Origin of the sequence: Tistlia sp., assembly GCF_040905785.1 — a bacterium.
In the GTDB taxonomy this organism is placed as follows: Bacteria; Pseudomonadota; Alphaproteobacteria; order Kiloniellales; family DSM-21159; genus Tistlia.
In genome coordinates, this window is the sequence record NZ_JBBDQW010000006.1 from 178,233 (window position 1) to 199,189 (window position 20,957).

The window sequence follows — 20,957 nt, forward strand, 5'->3', positions numbered from 1 at the left end:
CATGGTCAAGACCTCCGGTGGCGCGCTTCTGCTCTCCCTGAAGCTCGACCAGGGCTCGGCCAAGCCGCTGAGCAGCCAGCTCTGCCTCGCCCTGCGCGAGCTGATCCTCTCGGGCGCGCTGCGCGCCGGCGACCGCCTGCCGGCCAGCCGCACCGTCGCCCGCGACCTCGGCGTCTCGCGCACCACGGTGATCGAGGCCTTCGCCCGGCTGCAGGCCGAAGGGCTGATCGAGGCGCGCGTCGGCGCCGGCTCCTACGTCAGCGCGGCGCTCGACGGCCCCCGCCCCTCGCCGGCGGGCGCGCCCGCGGCGGCCCCGGCCCCCCCGCCCCCGCGCCTGTCTGAGACCATGACGCGGCGCGCCGAGACCTTCTTCGACCGGCTGCCGCACGAGCCGCGCGCCTTCACCACGGCGATGCCGGCCTTCGACGCCTTTCCGATGGCGCTCTGGTCGCGCCATGTCGCCAAGCACTGGCGCGACCAGCGCGAGGTCGTGCTCGGCTACGGCGACAGCCAGGGCTACCTGCCGCTGCGCCGGGCCGTCGCCGCGCACCTGCGCGCCAACCGGGCGATCGCCTGCGAGCCCGAACAGATCTTCATCGTCAACGGCGCCCAGCACGGCTTCCAGCTGATCGCCAGCATCCTGCTCGACCCCGGCGATCCCGTGTGGATCGAGAACCCCGGCGCGATCGGCGCCCGCAACTGCTTCGCCGCGGCCGGCGCCGAGCTGGTGCCGGTGCCGGTCGACGAGGAGGGCCTGGTGGTCGAGGCCGGGCTGGTGCAGGCGCCGGGCTTCCGCCTGGCCTTCGTGACGCCCTCGCACCAGCAGCCGATGGGCAGCACCATGAGCCTGCGCCGCCGTCTCGCCCTGCTGGCCGCCGCCGAACAGGCCGACGCCTGGATCGTCGAGGACGACTACGACGGCGAGTTCTGCTACGCCGGCCGGCCGCCGCCGACCTTGAAGAGCACCGACAGCGCCGGCCGCGTGATCTACGTCGGGACCTTCTCGAAGTCGCTGTTCCCGGCGCTGCGCCTCGGCTACGTGCTGGTGCCGCCGGGCCTGGTCGAGGTCTTCGACAAGGCGATGCGCTGCTTCGTGCCGGGCGTGCCCTCGAACCCTCAGGCGGTGGTCGCCGACTTCATGGAGGAGGGCAACTTCGCGACCCACATCCGGCGCATGCGCAAGCTCTACGCCGAGCGCCACGAGGCCCTGCTGGCGGCGGCGCGCGCGCGGCTCGGCGGCCTGCTCGAGGTCGTGCCGACCGGCACCGGCCTGCACACCGTCGGCCTGCTCGCCCCCGTCCTGGAGGAGACCGAGGTCGCGCGCCGCGCCTGGGAGCGCGGCATCACCGTGGTACCCCTGCAGCGCTTCGCCCTCGCCCCGATCGCCGCGCGCGGCCTGGTCCTCGGCTTCAGCGGCGTCGGCCCGGCCGAGCTCAAGCGCGGCGTGGCGGTGCTGGGAGCGGTGATGGAGGAGGTGCTGGCGGAGGCGGCCGCGGCGCCCTCTCTCGTCGACCGCCATCCCCGCCCCCCCTCTCGTCATCCCCGCGGAAGCGGGGATCCCGAGGAAGAGGCCGCGGACACGAGCCCGACCGCGTCTGCGCAGGCGGCGCCTGTCTCTGGATCCCCGCTTTCGCGGGGATGACGGAAGACGGGCGGGTGCGACGGAAAAAGCGACCGGGACGGGGCGCGGGCGGCGGAGCGGGAGGGCGAAGGAGCGAGAGGGGTGGGTCCCTAGAAGTGGATCGCGCGGCCGTAGGCCGAGAGCACGGACTCGTGCATCATCTCGGAGAGGGTCGGATGCGGGAAGACGGTCTGCATCAGCTCCTGCTCGGTGGTCTCCAGGTTCATGGCGACGACGTAGCCCTGGATCAGCTCGGTGACCTCGGCGCCGACCATGTGGGCGCCCAGCAGCTGGCCGGTCTTGGCGTCGAAGACCGTCTTGACCAGGCCCTCGGACTCGCCGAGCGCGATCGCCTTGCCGTTGCCGATGAAGGGGAAGCGGCCGACCCGGACCTCGTGGCCGGCCTCCTTGGCCTTCTTCTCGGTCAGGCCGACCGAGGCGATCTGCGGGTGGCAGTAGGTGCAGCCCGGGATCTTCAGCTTGTCCATCTCGTGGGGATGGCCGCCGGCGATCGCCTCGACGCAGAGCACGCCCTCGTGGCTGGCCTTGTGGGCCAGCATCGGCGGCCCGGCAACGTCGCCGATGGCGTAGACGCCCGGCTCGTCGGTCTTGCCGAGGCCGTGGGTGACGATCAGGCCGCGCTCGGTCTTCACCTTGGTGTTCTCGAGGCCCAGGTCCTCGACGTTGCCGACCACGCCGACCGCCGAGATCACGCGATCCACGGTCAGCTTCGTGTTCTTGCCCTTCTCGTCTTCCAGGGTCGCGGTGACCGAATCCGAGCCCTTCTCCAGCTTCGCGACCTTGGTCGAGGTCAGGATCTTCAGGCCCTGCTTCTCGAGCTGCTTGCGGGCGTGGCCGGCGATCTCCTCGTCCTCGGCCGGCAGGATCTGCGGCAGGATCTCGACCACCGTGACCTCGGCGCCGAGCGTGAGGAAGAAGCTGGCGAACTCGATGCCGATGGCGCCCGAGCCCATGACCAGCAGCGACTTCGGCATCTTCTCGGGCACCATGGCCTCGAAGTAGGTCCAGACCAGCTTCTTGTCGGGCTCGAGGCCGGGCAGCACGCGCGGCCGCGCGCCGGTCGCCAGGATGATGTGCTTGGCCGCGTAGCTGCTCTTCTTGCCGTCCTTGTCGGCGACCTCGACCTTGCCGCCGCCCTTCAGGGTGCCGCGGCCCAGCAGCGTCGTCACCTTGTTCTTCTTCAGCAGGTGCGTCACGCCCTGGTTGAGCTGCTTGGCGACGGCGCGCGAGCGCTTGACCACGGCGGCGTTGTCGAAGCCGATCTTCTCGGCCGAGAGGCCGTAGTCCTTGGCGTGCTGAAAGGTCCGGTAGACCTCGGCCGAGCGCAGCAGCGCCTTGGTCGGGATGCAGCCCCAGTTGAGGCAGATGCCGCCGAGCTCCGCGCGCTCGACGACGGCCGCCTTGAGGCCGAGCTGCGCGGCGCGGATCGCAGCGACGTAGCCGCCCGGCCCGGAGCCGACGACGATCAGATCGAAGGAGGTCTCGGCCATCTTCGCTATCCCATGCCCAGTTTGGCGGCGAGCTCCTGGTCCCAGAAGACCGCCTCGATCTTGTGCCCGTCGGGGTCGCGCAGGAAGGCGCCGTAGTAGGGCGCGCCGTACGCCTCGCGCGGTCCCGGCGCGCCCGCGTCGCTGGCCCCGGCGGCGAGCCCCTCGCGGTGGAAGGCCTCGACCTGCGCCTGCGAGGTGGCGCCGAAGCCGACGTGCGTGCCGTTGCCGACCGAGGCCGGCCGGCCGTCGACGGGCGTCTGCACCCAGAACTCCGGATAGGCCCGACCGTAGGCGACCGCGCCCGGATGCTCCAGGACCCGGCCGATGCCGAGCGCCGTCAGCAGGCGGTCGTAGAAGGCCGTCGCCCGCTCGAAGTCGTCGGTGCCGACCGAGACGTGGGACAGGATGCTTGGGTTCTCTTCGCTCATTGGGGCAGTTCCTAGCTCGGGCAGCTCGGCTTCCTCGATCCGATAGCGGCAGGGCCGGGGCGCTTCATGGTTCGACAGGCTCACCATGAAGCGACGGAACAGACGGCGCCGGCCCCTGGTCGTGCTTCATGGTGAGCCTGTCGAACCATGACGCACGAGCGAGCACCGGCATCGGATCCTCAGAGCAGCATCGTCAGCGGGTCCTCGATCAGCTTCTTGAAGGCCGCCAGGTACTCGGCGCCGACCGCGCCGTCGACGACCCGGTGGTCGACCGAGAGGGTGCAGCTCATGACGGTGGCGATCGCGAGCGCGCCCGCCCTGACGACTGGACGCTGCTCCCCGGCGCCGATCGCCAGGATGCAGCCCTGGGGCGGGTTGATCACCGCCTCGAAGTGCTTGATGCCGAACATGCCGAGGTTGGAGACCGAGAAGGTACCGCCCTGGTACTCCTCCGGCTTCAGCTTGTTGTCGCGGGCACGCCCGGCCAGGTCCTTCATCTCCTTGGAGATCTGCGCCAGGCCCTTGTTCTCGGCCTGCTTGATGATCGGCGTGATCAGGCCGGCCGGCGTCGCGACGGCGACCGAGATGTCGGCGTGCTCGAAGAACAGCAGGCCGCTCTCGTCGTAGGCGGCGTTGGCCGTCGGCACCTGCTTCAGGGCCAGCGCCGAGGCGCGGATGACGAAGTCGTTGACCGAGAGCTTGTAGGCGTCGGAGCGCTCGTTCAGCTCCTTGCGCACCTTGAGCAGCGCGTCGATCTCGCAGTCGAGGGTCAGGTAGAAGTGCGGCACCGTCTGCTTGGACTCGGTCAGGCGCCGGGCGATGACCTTGCGCATGCCGCTGAGCGGCTCCTGTCGGTAGGCCATGCCGAGCTTGTCGGCCCATTCCTTGGCGCGCACGCCGGCCGCCGGCGCCGCCGCAGCGGCCGCCGCCGGCGCTTCACCCCGGGCCGCCGCCTCGGGCCTGGCCTCGGCCTTCGGCGCGCCGCCCGCGAGCGCCGCCTCGACATCGGCCTTGACGATGCGCCCCTTGGGGCCGCTGCCCTCGATCCGCGAGAGCTCGAGCCCGGCCTGCTCGGCCATGCGCCGGGCGAGCGGGCTGGCGAAGACCCGACCGCCCTCGCCGGCGCCGTCGCCCTCCTTGCTCTTGGCTTTGGGCGCGGGCGCCTTCGCCTCGGGCTCGGCCTTGGCCTGGGACTTCGCTTCCGGTTTGCCTTTCGCCTCGGGCTTGGCCTCGGGCTTGGCCTCGCCCTCGCCCTTGTCCGCCTTGTCGCCGCCGGGCGGCGGCGGCGAGGCCTGCTTGGCGGCCTCGACGTCGAGGTCCTCGGCGCTCTCGCCCTCCTCCAGCAGGATCGCGATCACGTCGTTGACCGGCACGCCCTCGGTGCCCTCGGAAACCACGATCTTGCCGAGCGTGCCCTCCTCGACCGCCTCGACCTCCATTGTCGCCTTGTCGGTCTCGATCTCCGCGATCACGTCGCCCGCCGATACGCTGTCGCCCTCCTTGACCAGCCACTTCGACAGCGTGCCCTCGGTCATGGTCGGCGATAGCGCCGGCATCAGGATGTTCGTCGGCATGTCTTCCCTCTTGCCCGGCGGCCCGGGGCCTCAGTCAGTGCAGTCTGGCAGTACAGCCTGGCAGTGCGGTCTGGCGTTGCTGCTCACGGATCGGGTCGTCAGTCGGCGTAGCAGACGGCCTTGGCCGCGGCGATCACGTCGGCGGTCTGCGGCAGGGCCATCTTCTCGAGGTTTGCGGCGTAGGGCATCGGCACGTCCTTGCCGGTGACCCGGATCACCGGCGCGTCCAGGTAATCGAAGGCCTGCTCCATCATCACGGCGACGATCTCGGCGCCGATCCCGCAGGTCGGGAAGCCCTCGTCGACCGAGACGCAGCGGTTGGTCTTCTTGACCGAGCGGACGATTGTGGCGGTATCCATCGGCCGGATCGTGCGCAGGTCGATGACCTCCGCCTCGATGCCCTCCTCGGCGAGCTTCTCGGCGGCCTCCAGGCAGCGCCCGACGCAGATCGAGTGGGTCACCAGGGTCAGGTCCTTGCCCGGCCGCACGATGCGCGCCTTGCCGATCGGCACGGTCCAGTCGTCGCTCTCGGGCACCTCGAAGGACTGCCCGTAGAGCACCTCGTTCTCGAGGAAGATCACCGGATTGGGGTCGCGGATCGCCGACTTCAGCAGGCCCTTGGCGTCGGCCGCGCTCCAGGGCGCCACGACCTTGAGGCCGGGGACCGAGGCGTACCAGGCGGCGTAGTCGTGGGAATGCTGGGCAGCGACTCGAGAGGCGGCGCCGTTCGGGCCGCGGAACACGATCGGGCTCTGGATCTGGCCGCCGGACATGTAGAGCGTCTTGGCCGCCGAGTTGATGATCTGGTCGATTGCCTGCATGGCGAAGTTGAAGGTCATGAACTCGACGATCGGCCGGATGCCGTACATGGCGGCGCCGACGCCGAGGCCGGTGAAGCCGTGCTCGGTGATCGGCGTGTCGATCACACGCTTCGCTCCGAACTCCTCGAGCAGGCCCTGGGTGACCTTGTAGGCGCCCTGGTACTCCGCGACCTCCTCGCCCATGACGAAGACCTTGGCGTCGCGGCGCATCTCCTCGGCCATGGCGTCGCGCAGCGCCTCGCGCACGGTCTGGGTCTTGGTCGGGCCGTCCCACTCGGGCTCGGGCTCGGGCGCGGGCTCCTCGGGCGACTCGTCGGCCGTGTCGCGCTTCGGCCGGGCCGGCGCCTTGGCCTCCGGCTCGCCCTTCTCCGCCTCGTCCTCCTCTGCGCCCTCCTCAGCCGGCTTGTCCGCCTTGTCGCCGCCGGGCGGCGGCGGCGAGGCCTGCCTGGCGGCCTCGACGTCGAGGTCCTCGGCGCTCTCGCCCTCCTCGAGCAGGATCGCGATCACGTCGTTGACCGGCACCCCCTCGGTGCCCTCGGAAACCACGATCTTGCCGAGCGTGCCTTCCTCGACCGCCTCGACCTCCATCGTCGCCTTGTCGGTCTCGATCTCCGCGATCACGTCGCCCGCCGATACGCTGTCGCCCTCCTTGACCAGCCACTTCGACAGCGTGCCCTCGGTCATGGTCGGCGATAGCGCCGGCATCAGGATGTTCGTCGGCATCGTTTCTTCCCCTTGCCCTGATCCGGCCTATTCGGCCGCGACCGGCGGCTGGTCCGCCGTGTAGATGTCGGTCCAGAGTTCCGACGGATCGGGCTCGGGGCTGTTCTGGGCGAACTCGGCGGCGTCGGTGACGATCTCCTTGACCCGCTTGTCGATCTCCTTGAGGTCGGCCTCGGCGGCGTGACTCTCCTGCAGCAGCATCTGGCGCAGGCGGTCGATCGGATCGTGCTCCGAGCGCATCCGCTGGACCTCCTCCTTGCTGCGGTACTTGGCCGGGTCCGACATCGAGTGGCCGCGGTAGCGGTAGGTCATCATCTCCATGATGTAGGGCCCCTTGCCGGACCGCACGTGCTCGATGACCTCCTGGGCGGCTTGGCGCACCGCCAGCACGTCCATGCCGTCGACCTGGCGGCCCGGGATGCCGTAGGCCTGGCCGCGCTGGTGCAACTCCTTGGAGTTGGCCGCGGCGCGCGCGGTCGAGGTCCCCATGCCGTACTTGTTGTTCTCGATGACGTAGATCACCGGGATCTTCCAGAGCGCCGCCATGTTGAAGGACTCGTAGACCTGGCCCTGGTTGACCGCGCCGTCGCCGAGGTAGGTGACGCAGAGCCCCGGCTCCTCGAGGTACTTCATGGCGAAGGCGACGCCAGTGCCGATCGGCACCTGGGCGCCGACGATGCCGTGCCCGCCGAAGAACTTCCGCTCCCGGCTGAACATGTGCATCGAGCCGCCCTTGCCCTTGGAGTAGCCGCCGCGCCGGCCGGTCAGCTCGGCCATCACGCCCTTGGCCTCCATGCCGGTCGCCAGCATGTGGCCGTGGTCGCGGTAAGAGGTGACGACGGCGTCGGAGCCGTCCTCGAGCGCCGACTGCACGCCGACGACGACGGCCTCCTGGCCGATGTAGAGGTGGCAGAAGCCGCCGATCAGGCCCATGCCGTACATCTGGCCCGCCTTCTCCTCGAAGCGGCGGATCAGCAGCATTTCCTCGTAGAGCTTGAGCAGGAGCTCCTTGTCCTCGCCCTTGGCCCGTGCGGCCAGGCGCTCGACCGGATGCTCCTTCTTTTCGGCCGATTTGGAGGCCGAGCGGCCCTTGGCGGCGCCCTTGCGGGGCGCCCCGGCTTTCGGTTTGGCCTCGGCCCGCTTGCTGTCCGCCTTGCCGCCCTTCTGGCCGCCCGTCTTGCCGCCCTGTGACCGCTGGGCGGCGCCGCCGCTCTTCGCAGAGGTCGCCATCTCGTCTCCCGGCGCTGCCGCGCTCTTTACTGGACCGGCCGCTCCGGACCCTCTCGAGGCCGAAACGCCCCGACGCCGAAACGCCCCGACCGGCCGCCCTGGTTCCCCGGAGACTGCGGGAGGCGCCGACGCGCGCTCCCGCCGACCCCGGCCGCGTTCCCTGAACCGCAGACTAGGGCCAAGCTTCGGGGGACGCAAGGGACAGCCCAAGCGACTGAAAGGACTACATTTTTGATTGATTAACCGAAGTTAGGCTAATTTGTGCGCCGCACTTAGTTCAGGCCCGCGGTCCGCAGCTCCCGACGCGCCGGTGCTCGGGCGCGATCGTAGAAGATCACGACCTCGTCGGCGCGGCCGAAGTTGATGAGCGCGCGGGCGCGCTCCTCCAGCATGTCGGGATCGAGCGGGTCGTTGCGCAGCAGCGAGACACGCTGCTCCAGCCGCCGGCGCTCGTCCGAAAGCTCGGCGGCGGCGGTCTTGGCCTCCTCCAGCTCGGCGGTGATCCGCAGGTAGGCCTGCAGGCCCCGGTCGCCGGTCATCATGTGGAAGCCGAAATAGGCCACGGTGGCGGCGGCGAGGCCCTGCCCCACCACCCGCCAGGCGCGTCGCTTGATTTCCAGCCAGAGCGTCATGGCCGGCAGTGAATCACGCCCGCGACTCGGCGTCAAAAGGAAAGGCAAGACTTTTTCGCGGCAGGCGAATTGCCCTGCCGCCTGTGGCCGCCGGGACTCACTCTTCCCGTTTCAGCGTCGCGCAGCGCGGCGGCAGCGGCCGGTTCATCACCCATTCGGGTGATGCGGAGTCCGCCCGGCCTGTCCACACTCCTCCTGTCGGGTGGGCGCGCGACCGGGGGATTCTTGCTGGGAGAGATGCCATGCGCGACTCATCTTTCTTGTCGAACCTGCGCGTCGGGCGTTACGCGGTGCCGATGCTGCTCGCGGCCTTCGCGGCCCTGGCGACCGCGCCGCCGGCGGCTGCGACCGTCATCGCGGCCGGAGATGTCGCGCCGGGCGGCCTCGGGCCAGGCGACACGACCCTCTCGACCGGGCTCGCCGTCGGCGGCGCATCGGGCGGCGCGACCTCGGGCTCGCTCGTCATCGACAACGGCAGCCAGCTCGTCCTGCAGCAGCCGCTTCCCTTCGCCACCGTCGCCGGGCCGGCTGGCAGTTTCGGTACCGTGACGGTCCGCGGCGGCGCGGGCGGCACACCCTCGCAGCTGCGACTGGAAGGCACCGACGGTTTCGACGGCGCCTTCCTCAACGTCGGGCGGAACGGCGACGGCATCATCAACATCGAGGATGGCGGCAGGGTCGAAATAGACTCGAAGGGCGCGCAACTCGGCCGCCTGATTCCAGGGCTAGGCGCGCCGGCCGGATTCAATCTCGGGCGCAACGCGGGCGGCAGCGGCGTCGTCAACATTACCGGTGCCGGCTCCGAGCTCTCCGTCACCAGCGCCTTCGCCTACGGCGCCATCGGCCGCAGCGGCGACGGCGAGATGAACGTCACCGCCGGCGGGCTCCTGTCCTTCTCGGGGATAAACGGCGACCTCAACGTTGGCAGCGACACGGGCGCGTCGGCGCCCGGTCTCGGCGTCCTCAACGTCAACAGCGGCGGGCGCGTCGAGGGGCCGGTCTTCCTCGACGTCGGCGCCACCCCCGGCGGTCGGGGCGTGGTCGACCTGGCGGGGGCCGGCTCCTCGATCGAACTGCGCGGCGCCTGCACGCCCGACTGCCCTGTCGGCTTCTCCTACCCGAACCAGGGGGCCTTCCTGACCCTCGGGGCGAACGAGGGCGCGGGGGAGATGACCATCCGCGACGGCGCACAAATGCTGATCGACTCCGCGCAGACTGAGGACGCGCGCCATGCCGGCTTTACCCTCGGCGGCAGCTCGATCCTGGGGCCCCGCGGCGACGGTATCCTGCGGGTCGAGGGCCCAGGTTCCGAGCTGCGGGTCCGCGGCGACGAGAACTTCTTCGCCGTGGGACGTCTCGAGGACGGCAAGGGCCTGCTGGAGATCCGCGACGGCGGCCGGGTCGTGCTCGAGAACGACGACGGCCTGGCTACCGGATTCGTCGGGGACCGCCCGGGTGCAACAGGCACGGTCCTGATCGAGGGGACCGGCGCGCTGCTCGACGCCGGCAGCTACCTCGGCATCGGCGTCGACCAGGCCGGCGCCGCCGCCGGCAAGGGCACCGTCGAGCTGGTCCAGGGCGGCACCCTGAAGGCGGACCGGATCGTCGTCGACAACGGCGGCACGATCAGCGGCTCCGGCACGCTGACGGCGAGCTCGGCAGGCGGCACGCTGGTGACCGTGGAGACCAACGGGACGATCGACGTCGGCTCGTCGACCGGCGCGATCCTGGTCGAGGGCGACCTGGTGCTCAACGGCGGTTCCCTGCTGCTCGAGGCCGACGGCCCGGCCGACCTAGACCGGATCACCGTCACCGGCGACCTGCTGTTCGATACCGGCTTCCTCGACGTCGTGCTCGGCTTCACGCCGGACCCGGGGCTGACCTTCGACTTCTTCGACGTGCTCGGCTCGATCAGCGTTGCGGAGAGCTCCGGCGGGATCCGGGCTCGGGCGGCGCCGGGTTCGGGCGTGCCGGCCGGCACCCCGGTCGCGCTCGAGCTCGACGGCAGGCTGCTGACCGCCCGGATCACGGCTGTACCCGAGCCGGCCTCGCTGGCGGCGATCATGGCCGGCCTCGTCGGAATCGGCGGCGCGGCGCGCCTGCGGCGACGGAAGGGGCCCGGCACCCGGCGAAGCCGAGCCTGACCTGACGGTCGGCCGGAGCGGTCCTGGGGGCGGATCGCTCCGGCGGCCCCGCCCCTACCGCCGGAAGACCGCCGGGCCGGCGTAGCGCGCGGCGCTGCCGAGCTCGGCCTCGATGCGCAGCAGCTGGTTGTACTTGGCGGTGCGGTCGGAGCGCGACAGCGAGCCGGTCTTGATCTGCCCGCAGTTGGTCGCGACCGCGATGTCGGCGATGGTCGTGTCCTCGGTCTCGCCGGAGCGGTGGGACATCACCATGCCGTAGCCGTTGGCCTTGGCCAGCTCGACGGTCTCCAGGGTCTCCGACAGCGTGCCGATCTGGTTGATCTTGACCAGGATCGCGTTGGCGACGCCGCGCCCGATGCCGTCGGCGAGGCGCAGCGGGTTGGTCACGAAGAGGTCGTCGCCGACCAGCTGGACGCGCTCGCCGAGGCGCTCGGTCAGGGCTGCCCAGCCGTCCCAGTCGTCCTCGGCCAGGCCGTCCTCGATCGAGACGATGGGGTAGCCGTCGCAGAGCGCCGCCAGGTGCTCGACCAGGCCGTCGGCCTCGAGCGTGCGGCCCTCGCCGGCGAGCGCGTAGCGCCCCTCCTTGAAGAACTCGGTCGCGGCGCAGTCGAGGCCGAGGAAGACCTCGTCGCCGGCGCGGTAGCCGGCCGCCTCGATCGCGGCCATCAGCAGGTCGAGGGCCTGCTCGGAGGACTTGAGGTCGGGTGCGAAGCCGCCCTCGTCGCCGACGTTGGTCGAGAGGCCGGCGGCCTTGAGGCCGGCCTTCAGGGCCTGGAACACCTCGGCGCCCATGCGCAGGGCCTCGGCGAAGGTCGGGGCGCCGGCCGGCAGGATCATGAATTCCTGGAAGTCGATGGCGTTGTCGGCGTGGGCACCGCCGTTCAGCACGTTCATCATCGGCACCGGCAGGGTCCGCGCGTAGGCGCCGCCGAGGTAGCGGTAAAGCGGCAGGCCGGCCTCCTCGGCCGCGGCCTTGGCGACGGCCAGCGACACGCCGAGGGTCGCGTTGGCGCCGAGGCGCGCCTTGTTCGCCGTGCCGTCGAGCTCGACCAGCAGGGCGTCGAGCGCCACCTGGTCCTCGGCCTCGAGGCCGGAGAGCGCGTCGAAGATCTCGTGGTTGACCGCCTCGACCGCCCGCAGCACGCCCTTGCCGCCGTAGCGCCCCTTGTCGCCGTCGCGCAGCTCGACCGCCTCGTGGGCGCCGGTCGAGGCTCCCGAGGGCACGGCGGCGCGGCCGAAGGCGCCGCTCTCCAGCTGGACGTCGACCTCGACCGTCGGGTTGCCGCGGGAATCCAAGATCTCGCGGGCACGGATGTCGGTGATGGCGGTCATGGCGCTGCTGGTCCTCGAGGCTGGTTCTGCGGTGCCGGGTGGCTGCGATGGATAGCCGGGCCTGCCGGGCGCCGCAAGGCCCTGCCGGGCGCCGGAAAACCGCGCTACTTGCCGGCGGCCCGGTTGGTCTCGGTGCCGAAGCAGTAGCCGATGACCAGGGTCACGACCGGCAGGATCACCGAGGAGAGCAGCTGGATCAGGCGCTCGGCGCCGGTGTCCCAATCGCTGGTCGCGAAGCCGGTCCAGACGGCGACCAGGATGAAGGCGACGGTGCCCAGGCAGCGACACAAGGTCGCCCGAGCCGGGCCTGGCGCTCGTCGAGGCCAAGTCGTCCGCTCCCCCCGCATGGCCCCGGTACGGCCCCCGGCGCTACATCAGGCGCGACTGCTCGACGGCGGCGCGCACGAAGGAGATGAAGAGCGGATGCGGGTCGTAGGGCTTGGACTTCAGCTCCGGGTGGAACTGCACGCCGACGAACCAGGGATGGCCGGTGAACTCGACGATCTCCGGCAGCTCGCCGTCGGGCGACAGGCCGGAGAAGCGCAGCCCGACCGCCTCCAGGGCCTCGCGCTGGCGGACGTCGACCTCGTAGCGGTGGCGGTGGCGCTCGCTGATCTGGCGGCTGCCGTAGATCTCGGCGACCTTGCTGCCGGCCTCGAGCACCGCCGGGTAGGCGCCGAGGCGCATGGTGCCGCCCAGGTCGTCGGCGTTGCCGCGGCGCTCGACCTCGTTCTCCCGGACCCACTCGGTCATCAGGCCGACGACCGCGGGATCGCAGGGGCCGAACTCGCTGGAGCCGGCGCCGGTCATGCCGGCGAGATGGCGCGCCGCCTCGATCACCGCCATCTGCATGCCGAAGCAGATGCCGAAGTAGGGCACCTTGCGCTCGCGTGCGAAGCGGGCGGCGGCGATCTTGCCCTCGCTGCCGCGCTCGCCGAAGCCGCCCGGCACCAGGATGCCGTGGACGCCCTCCAGCTCCTGGACGTGGCCTTCCTTCTCGAAGATCTCGGAATCGAGCCAGTTGATGCGGACCCTGACGTCGTTGGCGACGCCGCCGTGGGTCAGCGCCTCGGCGAGCGACTTGTAGGCGTCGATCAGGCTGGTGTACTTGCCGACCACGCCGATCGTGACCTCGCCGTCGGGCTGGCGCAGGGTGCCGGCGATGCGGTCCCAGATCGAGAGGTCCGGCGTCGGCGTCTCCAGGCCGAAGTGCCGGCAGACGACCGCGTCCATGCCCTCCTCGTGATAGGCGCGCGGTACGGCGTAGATGGTGTCGACGTCGAGCGCCTGGATCACCGCCTCTTCGCGCAGATTGCAGAACAGCGCCAGCTTGCGGCGCGCCTCCAGGCCGATCGGGTGCTCGGAGCGGCAGAGCAGCATGTCGGGCTGGATGCCGACCGACTGCAGCTCCTTGACCGAGTGCTGCGTCGGCTTGGTCTTCAGCTCGCCGGCCGAGGCGATGTAGGGCACCAGGGTCAGGTGCACGAACATCGAGCGGGCGCGTCCGAGCTCGTTGCCGAGCTGGCGGATCGCTTCGAGGAACGGCAGGCTCTCGATGTCGCCGACGGTGCCGCCGATCTCGCAGATCACGAAGTCCTCGTCGGCCAGGTCGGCGCGCACGAACTCCTTGATCGCGTCGGTGACGTGGGGAATCACCTGGACCGTCGCGCCCAGATAGTCGCCGCGCCGCTCCTTGGCGATGATCTTGGAATAGATCTGGCCGGTCGTGACGTTGTCGCTGCGTGTAGAGGCGACGCCGGTGAAGCGCTCGTAGTGGCCCAGGTCCAGGTCGGTCTCGGCCCCGTCGTCGGTGACGTAGACCTCGCCGTGCTGGTAGGGGCTCATGGTCCCGGGATCGACGTTCAGGTAGGGGTCGAGCTTACGCAGGCGCACCTTGAACCCGCGCGCCTGCAGGATGGCACCCAGTGCCGCGGAAGCGAGACCCTTGCCGAGTGAGGAGACCACGCCGCCGGTTATGAAGATGAACCGCGCCATGGGCCCCCACTATCTCGACGGTCGCGCGCTCGGGCAAGCGCGTTGGTGGCGATGAGGCATGCAAGCTCCGCAATGCTAGGCAAACGGCGGTCGCCGGCTTGTGGAGCCGGCTCGGCGTCGGTCGCGGGGAAGTGGGTCCGGGAGACCCTCGGGGTGCGCCCCCGAGTCGCAGGACTCGGGACGGGCAGGACGTAGCGAGCCCGGCCGCTACTGAACCGGCACGCTGGGCGTCGAGGAGCCGCTGCCCGGGCTGCCCGTTCCCGGCGTGCCCGTTCCCTGGGTCCCCGACGTCTCGGGCACCGCGCCCTCGCCGGCTGCCGGGGGCGGCGCCTGGTCGAGGATCGAGGCCGGCACGCCGGCGCGATCGCCGCCGGTCAGGATCGCGAGGGAAATCGAGCTGACCATGAAGAGCGCGGCCAGGATCGCCGTCGCCCGGGTCAGCACGTTGGCGGTGCCGCGGCCGGTCATGAAGCCGCCCATCCCGCCGCCGCCGCCACCGCCGCCGCCGATGCCGAGGCCGCCGCCCTCGCTGCGCTGGAGCAGGACGACGCCGATCATCGCCAGCGCGATCAGCAGGTGAACGATCAGCAGGATCTGGATCATGGGAACGGTTCCAACTCGAGTAGATTCAACAGCGCAGCCTGGCGAAACGCGCGCGCTTCGGACCCAACGGGCCGATTTCGACCCGCTATGTAATGCCTTCGCCTCCCTATGACTAGGGCCGATCGGCGGGCGATCGCGTCAGCTCCTCTGACACCGCGCCACCTTCCGGTGTCAGCCCGTCTTACGAAGAACGAGCCACCGCCCGCAGATTCATCTTCGCGTCACGAGGACAGTGAGGCTGCGCTCTTCGCGGCATGATACTTGCGTGCGATCGGTCGTGTCTCAAACGAACGTGGGAGGGCGATGTCATGCGACCTTGGTATTGGGCGAGTGCGTTAGCGTTTCTTCCCCTTGCGGTCGGCTCGGCGCAGGCCGCGCCCATCTACCTCAACGATGCGAACATTTCGGTCGCGCTCGGCGCGTCGATGTCGCCCGAGCCCTTCGCGAACCGCACGACCGCGGCCTCGCTGGCCAGCGTGATCGATGCCCCTTCCGCGACGGCAGGCGAGTTGCACTTGCAGTCGACGCACGTGTGGGTCAGCGGCGGTCCGCTTGAGCTGGACTTCGACTTCGGCGTCGAATACGACCTCACTACGTTGCATTTCTGGAATTATCATTCCGAAAGCTACGACGTCGACAGTATCGACTTCACCTTCTACGACGGCACCGGCGGCTTCGTCGGCGAGCTCCTCGACGTCATGCCCGCGCTCGGCAATGCGACAGGCAGCGACGGCGACCCGATCTTCGCCGAGGACATCGCCCTCTCGTTTCCGTCGAACGTACGCTACGTGAACGCCTTCCTGACCGGATCGAACAACCAGGTCGACTTCAACAACATCGGATTCACCGCGGAACTGTCGGATCCGAATCCCGATCCCACCACCGTTCCCGAACCCTGGACCTTGGCGCTGCTGACGATCGGCGTCGCCGGCCTCGGATTCGCAAGAGCCAGGCGCGACGATCGCTAGAGGGCAACGGAAGCCGATCGCCGAGGTGGCGGGGGCCTAGCCAACCGCCTCGGCGATCCGCCAGAAGTCGTCGGCCTTGAGGCTGGCGCCGCCGACCAGGGCGCCGTCGACGTCGGCGTCGCCCAGGAGTGCGGCGGCGTTCTCGGGCTTGACCGAGCCGCCGTAGAGGATGCGCACCGCGCCGGCGGCCTCTGCGCCGTAGCGCTCGGCGAGCGCGCCGCGGATCGCGCGGTGGACCTCGGCGGCGTCTTCCGGCGTCGCCGTCTTGCCGGTGCCGATCGCCCAGACCGGCTCGTAGGCCAGCACCAGGCGCGGCGGCTCGAAAAGCTCCGGCAGGCTGCCGGCGACTTGGCCGGTCACCACCGCCAGCGCCCGGCCCTCGTCGCGCTCGGCCTCGGTCTCGCCGACGCAGACGATCGGCACCAGGTCCTCGGCGATGGCCGCGGCGGCCTTGGCGCGGACCAGGGCGTCGTCCTCGCCGTGGTTCTGGCGCCGCTCGGAATGGCCGACGATCACGTAGGAGCAGCCGAGGTCGGCGAGCATCGCCGCCGAGACGTCGCCGGTGTGTGCGCCGCAGGCCTCGGGGTGGCAGTCCTGGCCGCCGAGCAGCACGCCGCTGCCGGCGAGCGCGCGGTGCACCGCCTCGAGCAGGGTGAAGGGCGGGCAGACGAGCAAGTCGCAGGCCGGCAGCGGCGGCACCCCGGTCTCGGTGGCGCGGTGCACGCGCTGGGCGATCTCCTCGGCCAGCAGGCGGCCGTCGGCGAGCCGGCCGTTCATCTTCCAGTTGCCGGCGATCAGCGGGCGGCGCATGCGCTTGCTCCTTGTTCTGTTCTTTGGGTGGCGCCGGCCTTGAATAGCATGGCGCTGGCCGCGGGAACCAGTGCGTCCCGGCCCGCGCCGCCGTCCGGGCCGAGCCCCGGCTGCGGCGGTTGCCGTGCCCCTGCCCGGCACCTAAGATGCGCCGCCTTCGCGCCCCGGCCGGCACAGCGCGCCCCGGGACGCCCACCCGCACCCCACGGACAGGTTCAATGGACAAGCTGCGCGGCGCCTTCACCAAGGTCTTCCTCTTCGTGCTGTTCGGGCTGCTGATCATCAGCTTCGCCTTCTGGGGCGTCGGCGACATGCTGCAGCAGGGCGGGGACGCGCCGGTCGTGGCGGAAGTCGGCGACGAGCGGATCGAGGAGCAGGTCTTCCGGCGCGAGCTCTCCGAGACCATGAGCCTGCTGTCCCGCCGCATGGGCAGCCAAGTCGACCTGGAGATGGCGCAGGCGCTCGGCCTGCCCCAGCAGGTCCTGCAGCGCCTGGTCACCGACAAGCTGATCACGGCCGAGGCCCAGGCGCGCGGCCTGCTGGTCACCGACGAGCAGGTGCGCCAGGCGATCTACGCCAACGAGGCCTTCCGCGACTCGACCGGCACCTTCAGCCGCGGCCGCTTCGAGCAGACCCTGATGCAGGCCCGCCTGACCGAGGCCGGCTACGTCGCCGAGCTGCGCGAGCAGCTGCTGCAGGAGCAGCTCAGCATGGCCCTGGGCGCGGCGATCGAGCCGCCGGCGCTGCTGGTCGAGACCCTCTACCGCCGCCAGGCCGAGCAGCGCCGCGCCGACTGGGTCGAGCTGGCGGTCTCGGCGCAGCCCGAGACGCCCCTGCCCGGCGAAGCGGAGCTGCGCGCCTACTACGAAGCCAACAGCCAGGCCTTCATGGCGCCGACCTACCGCAGCCTGTCCTACCTCTGGCTGCAGCCAGAGGACCTCTACGACGAGGTCTCGGTCGAGGAGGCGCGGCTGCGCGAGGAGTACGAGGACAACCTGGACGCCTACGTCGAGCCGGAGCGCCGCACGATCTCCCAGGCCGTCTACGACGACGCCGAGGCGGCCGAGGCCGCCTACGACCGCGTCCAGGAGGGCGAGGACTACGAGGCGGTGGTGCGCGAGACCACCGGCGGCGCCCCGGTGCCGCTCGGGACCCTGCCGCGCGGCGCCCTGCCGGCGGACCTGCGCGAGGCCGCCTTCGCCGCCGAGGCGCCGGGCGTCGTGGCGCCGGTCGAGAGCAGCTTCGGCTGGCACCTGGTGCTGGTCGAGGACATCCAGGCCGGCGAGCACCCGAGCTTCGAGGCGATCCGCCCCGAGATCGAGAACGCCCTGAAGCGCGGCCTCGCGGTCGACGCCCTGATCTCCATCGTCAACCAGCTCGACGACGAGCTGGCGGCGGGCGCGACGCTCGAGGAGGCGGCGCAGAAGCTGGCGGTCGAGTTCCGCGAGGTGCCGGCGATCGACAACCAGGGCAACGCGCCCGACGGCAGCGGCGTGACGCCGCTGCCGCAGCCCGACCGCTTCCTGCGCCAGGCCTTCGAGACGCCGGTCGGCGAGCAGTCGCTGGTCCTGGAGACCGAAGAGGGCGGCTACTTCCTGGTCCGCGCCGAGGGCGAGACCCCGGCCGCGCCCAGGCCCTTCGAGGAGGTGCGCGACCGGGTCGCCGAGCGCTGGCAGCAGGAGCAGAAGCAGGCCGCGGCCTGGGAGCGTGCCGACGCGCTGCAGCGGAGGCTGAACGAGGGCCTGACCCTGGCCGGGCTCGCGGCCGACGAGGGCCTGACGGTCACCGAGGGCGAGCCGGTGCGCCGCGACGCCTCCCAGCCGTCCCAGGCGCTGGTCCAGGCGCTCTTCGAGCTGGAGCCGGGCGCCAGCGTCACCGCCGAGGGCCCCAACGGGCCGCTGCTGGCGGTGCTGCGCGAGGTCGAGACGCCCGACCCGGCCACGGCGCCCGCGGAGCTGGCGGAGATCCGCGAGGAGCTGAGCCAGCGCCTGCGCGGCGATCTCTTCAACCTCTACCTGCGCGCCCTCGAGCAGCAGCACGGCGTGCGCCTCTACCAGGAGCGCATCGACCGGACCCTGGTCGGCTTCTAGCCATGGCGGGTGCTTCGGTTCCGGCCGGCGTTCTTCTCCCACGCCCCTCGACAGGCTCGGGACGAAGCGAAGCCGGCAGCTTTCCCAAGGGTGGCTTCGCCCCGTGCTTGTCAAGGGGCCTGTCGGGGGGCCTGCCGAGGGGCCTGGCGGCCCCGGAGGCCGCCTCATGGAGGTGACCCCCGACTTCGCCGCCTTCGAGGCCGCCTACCGGGCCGGGACGCCGCAGGTCGTCTCGACCCGCCTGATCGCCGACCTGGAGACCCCGGTCTCGGCCTACCTGAAGCTGGCCGAGGGGCGGCCCTATTCCTTCCTGTTCGAATCGGTCGAGGGCGGCTCGACGATCGGCCGCTACTCCTTCATCACCATGAAGCCGGACCTGATCTGGCGGGCCAAGGGCGGGCGCTGCGAGATCAACCGGCGCGCCCGCTACGCCGCCGACGCCTTCGAGCCGATGGACGGCCCGCCGCTCGAGGAGCTGCGCCGCCTGGTGCGCGCCAACGACCTGCCGCTGCCGCCCGGCGCGCCGCCCATGGCGGCCAGCCTGATCGGCTACCTGGGCTACGACATGGTGCGCCACATGGAGCGCCTGCCCGACGGCAACGCCGACCCGCTCGACGTGCCCGACTCGATCTTCGTGCGGCCGACCGTGACCTGCGTCTTCGACCGGGTCGAGGACCTGATCACCGTCTTCACGCCGGTCCACCCCCAGCCCGAGGTCGGCGCCACCGCCGCCTACGACCGCGCCCTGGAGCGCCTCGGCGAGGTCGCCCAGGACTTCGAGCGCGCCCTGCCCTACCGCCGCGGCTGGCACGACGCGGTCGAGAGCCTGCCCGAGCCGGCATCGAACATGACGCCCGAGGCCTACAAGGCGATGGTCGAGCGGGCCAAGGAGTACGTCTACGCCGGCGACGTCTTCCAGGTCGTGCTGTCGCAGCGCTTCTCGGTGCCCTTCAAGCTGCCGCCCTTCGCGCTCTACCGCGCGCTGCGCCGGCTCAACCCCTCGCCCTTCCTGTTCTACCTCGACCTCGACGGCTTCTCGCTGGTCGGCTCCTCGCCCGAGGTGCTGGTGCGCCTGCGCGACGGCCGCGTGACCATCCGGCCGCTCGCCGGCACCCGCCCGCGCGGCGCCACGCCCGAGGCCGACCGGGCGCTCGCCGAGGAGCTGCTGGCCGACCCCAAGGAGCGCGCCGAGCACCTGATGCTGCTCGACCTCGGCCGCAACGACGTCGGCCGGGTTTCCCAGATCGGCTCGGTCGAGGTCACCGAGCGCTTCGTCATCGAGCGCTACAGCCACGTCATGCACATCTCCTCCAACGTCGAGGGCACCCTCGACGCGGGTCGCTACGACGCCATCGACGCGCTGGCCGCCGGCTTTCCCGCCGGCACCGTCTCCGGCGCGCCCAAGGTCCGGGCCATGGAGATCATCGAGGAGCTGGAGCCCGACCGCCGCGGCCCCTACGGCGGCGCGGTCGGCTACTTCGGCGCCGGCGGCGCCATGGACACCTGCCTGGCCCTGCGCACCGCCCTGGTCAAGGATGAGGTCATGCACATCCAGGCCGGCGCCGGCGTCGTCGCCGACAGCGACCCGGAGTCCGAGCACCAGGAATGCCGCAACAAGGCCCGCGCGCTGGTCAGGAGCGCCGAGGAGGCGGTGAAGGTGGCGGACCGGATGCAGGCGGGGCGGAACCGGTAGGCCTCGGACCCCTTCAGTCGCCGGCCGCCCCGACCGCCTCGGCGATCAGCTTCTCGGGCCCGGCGAGCCGCTCGGCCATGCCCGCGGGCAGGCCGTGCCGGCCCTCGAGCGACTCGGCCGGATTGAAGACGACGTAGGTCGTGCCGTCCTCGCTCTCTCGGACCAGCACGCGCAGCGGCAGCTCGAGGGCGAAGTTCGGCGCCGCCAGCATCAGCGGCGTGCCGCCCTTGGGATTGCCATAGACCAGGACGGTGGTCGGCGGCATCTCGAGACCGGCCGCGAGCGCGCCGGCGCGATGGTCGAGGGTCGCGAAGATCGTGAGGCCCTTGGACTCCAGCGTCGAGCGCAGCCGGTCCAGCGTCTCGGTAAAGGAGTAGGCGCTTTCCAGCTGCACCGCCTGCTCCGCCGCGACCCCGCCCGCCGGCAACCCGGCCGTCAGCAGGGCGATCGCCAGCAGGCCGGCGCGGACCCGCCGGGACCGTGGGGTTCCGGGGAAGCGAAGGCGCATGACGATGACTCCTGACCGAGCGGTGGCGCCGCCCCGGTCGAGGAACCGGTCGACGGCCGAGGGGTGCGTCGGAGCCGGAAATTATCACCGCGCCCCAGCCGGAGGGGGTCACGTTTTCTTGTGGGAACGGGCCCGGCCGTGACCCTCCAGGCCGCCGCGGCGGGTGCGGCTGCCCTCACGCGTTTCGACGAATTGCCGGTGCCGTCACGCCCCTCGACGAGCTTCTGTAATCGGGTGCAAGCAAGAAAGCATCCTTGGGGCTCCGCGCTTCTGT

17 protein-coding genes are annotated in these 20,957 nt (G+C 71.1%); 5 read left to right on the plus strand and 12 right to left on the minus strand.

The genetic code is table 11. The features are described from left to right. Position 1 precedes the first annotated feature (1 nt). Positions 2–1,642 (plus strand): PLP-dependent aminotransferase family protein, encoded by a 1,641-nt coding sequence (locus tag WD341_RS02235; RefSeq protein WP_368423780.1) that lies wholly within the window; start codon positions 2–4, stop codon positions 1,640–1,642. Between the two features lie 89 nt (positions 1,643–1,731). Here WD341_RS02235 and lpdA read toward each other — a convergent pair whose 3' ends face one another. The 6 genes from lpdA to WD341_RS02265 all read right to left on the minus strand — a co-directional run bounded on the left by lpdA (position 1,732) and on the right by WD341_RS02265 (position 8,540). After that, positions 1,732–3,132 (minus strand): dihydrolipoyl dehydrogenase, encoded by a 1,401-nt coding sequence (gene lpdA, locus WD341_RS02240; protein WP_368423781.1) that lies wholly within the window; start codon positions 3,130–3,132, stop codon positions 1,732–1,734. A gap of 5 nt (positions 3,133–3,137) precedes the next feature. After that, positions 3,138–3,560: a VOC family protein gene (locus WD341_RS02245; protein ID WP_368423782.1), complete on the minus strand. Its 423-nt coding sequence runs from the start codon at positions 3,558–3,560 to the stop codon at positions 3,138–3,140. Between the two features lie 179 nt (positions 3,561–3,739). After that, positions 3,740–5,134: a pyruvate dehydrogenase complex dihydrolipoamide acetyltransferase gene (locus WD341_RS02250; RefSeq protein ID WP_368423783.1), complete on the minus strand. Its 1,395-nt coding sequence runs from the start codon at positions 5,132–5,134 to the stop codon at positions 3,740–3,742. Between the two features lie 98 nt (positions 5,135–5,232). Next, positions 5,233–6,678 (minus strand): pyruvate dehydrogenase complex E1 component subunit beta, encoded by a 1,446-nt coding sequence (locus WD341_RS02255; protein WP_368423784.1) that lies wholly within the window; start codon positions 6,676–6,678, stop codon positions 5,233–5,235. A 27-nt stretch (positions 6,679–6,705) separates the two neighbouring features. Next, positions 6,706–7,908 (minus strand): pyruvate dehydrogenase (acetyl-transferring) E1 component subunit alpha, encoded by a 1,203-nt coding sequence (pdhA, locus tag WD341_RS02260; protein ID WP_368423785.1) that lies wholly within the window; start codon positions 7,906–7,908, stop codon positions 6,706–6,708. Positions 7,909–8,180: 272 nt separating this feature from the next. Further along, positions 8,181–8,540 (minus strand): septum formation initiator family protein, encoded by a 360-nt coding sequence (locus WD341_RS02265; protein ID WP_368423786.1) that lies wholly within the window; start codon positions 8,538–8,540, stop codon positions 8,181–8,183. A gap of 242 nt (positions 8,541–8,782) precedes the next feature. On the opposite strand from WD341_RS02265, the gene WD341_RS02270 reads away from it, so the two are divergent. Then, on the plus strand, positions 8,783–10,684 hold the full coding sequence (locus WD341_RS02270) for a PEP-CTERM sorting domain-containing protein (RefSeq protein ID WP_368423787.1): 1,902 nt from the start codon (positions 8,783–8,785) through the stop codon (positions 10,682–10,684). A 54-nt stretch (positions 10,685–10,738) separates the two neighbouring features. Here WD341_RS02270 and eno read toward each other — a convergent pair whose 3' ends face one another. The 4 genes from eno to secG form a co-directional block, all read right to left on the minus strand. Beyond that, the gene (gene eno / locus WD341_RS02275; protein WP_368423788.1) at positions 10,739–12,016 is read right to left on the minus strand and encodes a phosphopyruvate hydratase; all 1,278 of its coding nucleotides are present in this window, start codon (positions 12,014–12,016) and stop codon (positions 10,739–10,741) included. A 104-nt stretch (positions 12,017–12,120) separates the two neighbouring features. Then, complete coding sequence (locus WD341_RS02280; RefSeq protein ID WP_368423789.1) at positions 12,121–12,306, minus strand: hypothetical protein; 186 nt, start codon at positions 12,304–12,306, stop codon at positions 12,121–12,123. A gap of 79 nt (positions 12,307–12,385) precedes the next feature. After that, complete coding sequence (locus WD341_RS02285) at positions 12,386–14,011, minus strand: CTP synthase (RefSeq protein ID WP_368423790.1); 1,626 nt, start codon at positions 14,009–14,011, stop codon at positions 12,386–12,388. 207 nt (positions 14,012–14,218) lie between these two features. Beyond that, positions 14,219–14,614, minus strand: coding sequence for a preprotein translocase subunit SecG (gene secG, locus WD341_RS02290; RefSeq protein ID WP_368423791.1), 396 nt, complete (start codon positions 14,612–14,614; stop codon positions 14,219–14,221). Between the two features lie 308 nt (positions 14,615–14,922). Between secG and WD341_RS02295 the strand changes: the two genes are divergently transcribed. Continuing rightward, complete coding sequence (locus tag WD341_RS02295) at positions 14,923–15,582, plus strand: PEP-CTERM sorting domain-containing protein (protein WP_368423792.1); 660 nt, start codon at positions 14,923–14,925, stop codon at positions 15,580–15,582. Positions 15,583–15,618: 36 nt separating this feature from the next. On the opposite strand, the gene tpiA is transcribed toward WD341_RS02295, so the two are convergent. After that, complete coding sequence (tpiA, locus tag WD341_RS02300) at positions 15,619–16,392, minus strand: triose-phosphate isomerase (protein WP_368423793.1); 774 nt, start codon at positions 16,390–16,392, stop codon at positions 15,619–15,621. A 218-nt stretch (positions 16,393–16,610) separates the two neighbouring features. On the opposite strand from tpiA, the gene WD341_RS02305 reads away from it, so the two are divergent. After that, positions 16,611–18,482, plus strand: coding sequence for a SurA N-terminal domain-containing protein (locus WD341_RS02305; RefSeq protein ID WP_368423794.1), 1,872 nt, complete (start codon positions 16,611–16,613; stop codon positions 18,480–18,482). Positions 18,483–18,648: 166 nt separating this feature from the next. Then, on the plus strand, positions 18,649–20,175 hold the full coding sequence (gene trpE, locus WD341_RS02310) for an anthranilate synthase component I (RefSeq protein ID WP_368423795.1): 1,527 nt from the start codon (positions 18,649–18,651) through the stop codon (positions 20,173–20,175). Between the two features lie 13 nt (positions 20,176–20,188). Here trpE and WD341_RS02315 read toward each other — a convergent pair whose 3' ends face one another. Beyond that, entirely contained in the window at positions 20,189–20,683 is a 495-nt protein-coding gene (locus WD341_RS02315; protein WP_368423796.1) for a DUF302 domain-containing protein, read from the minus strand. Positions 20,684–20,957 lie beyond the last annotated feature (274 nt).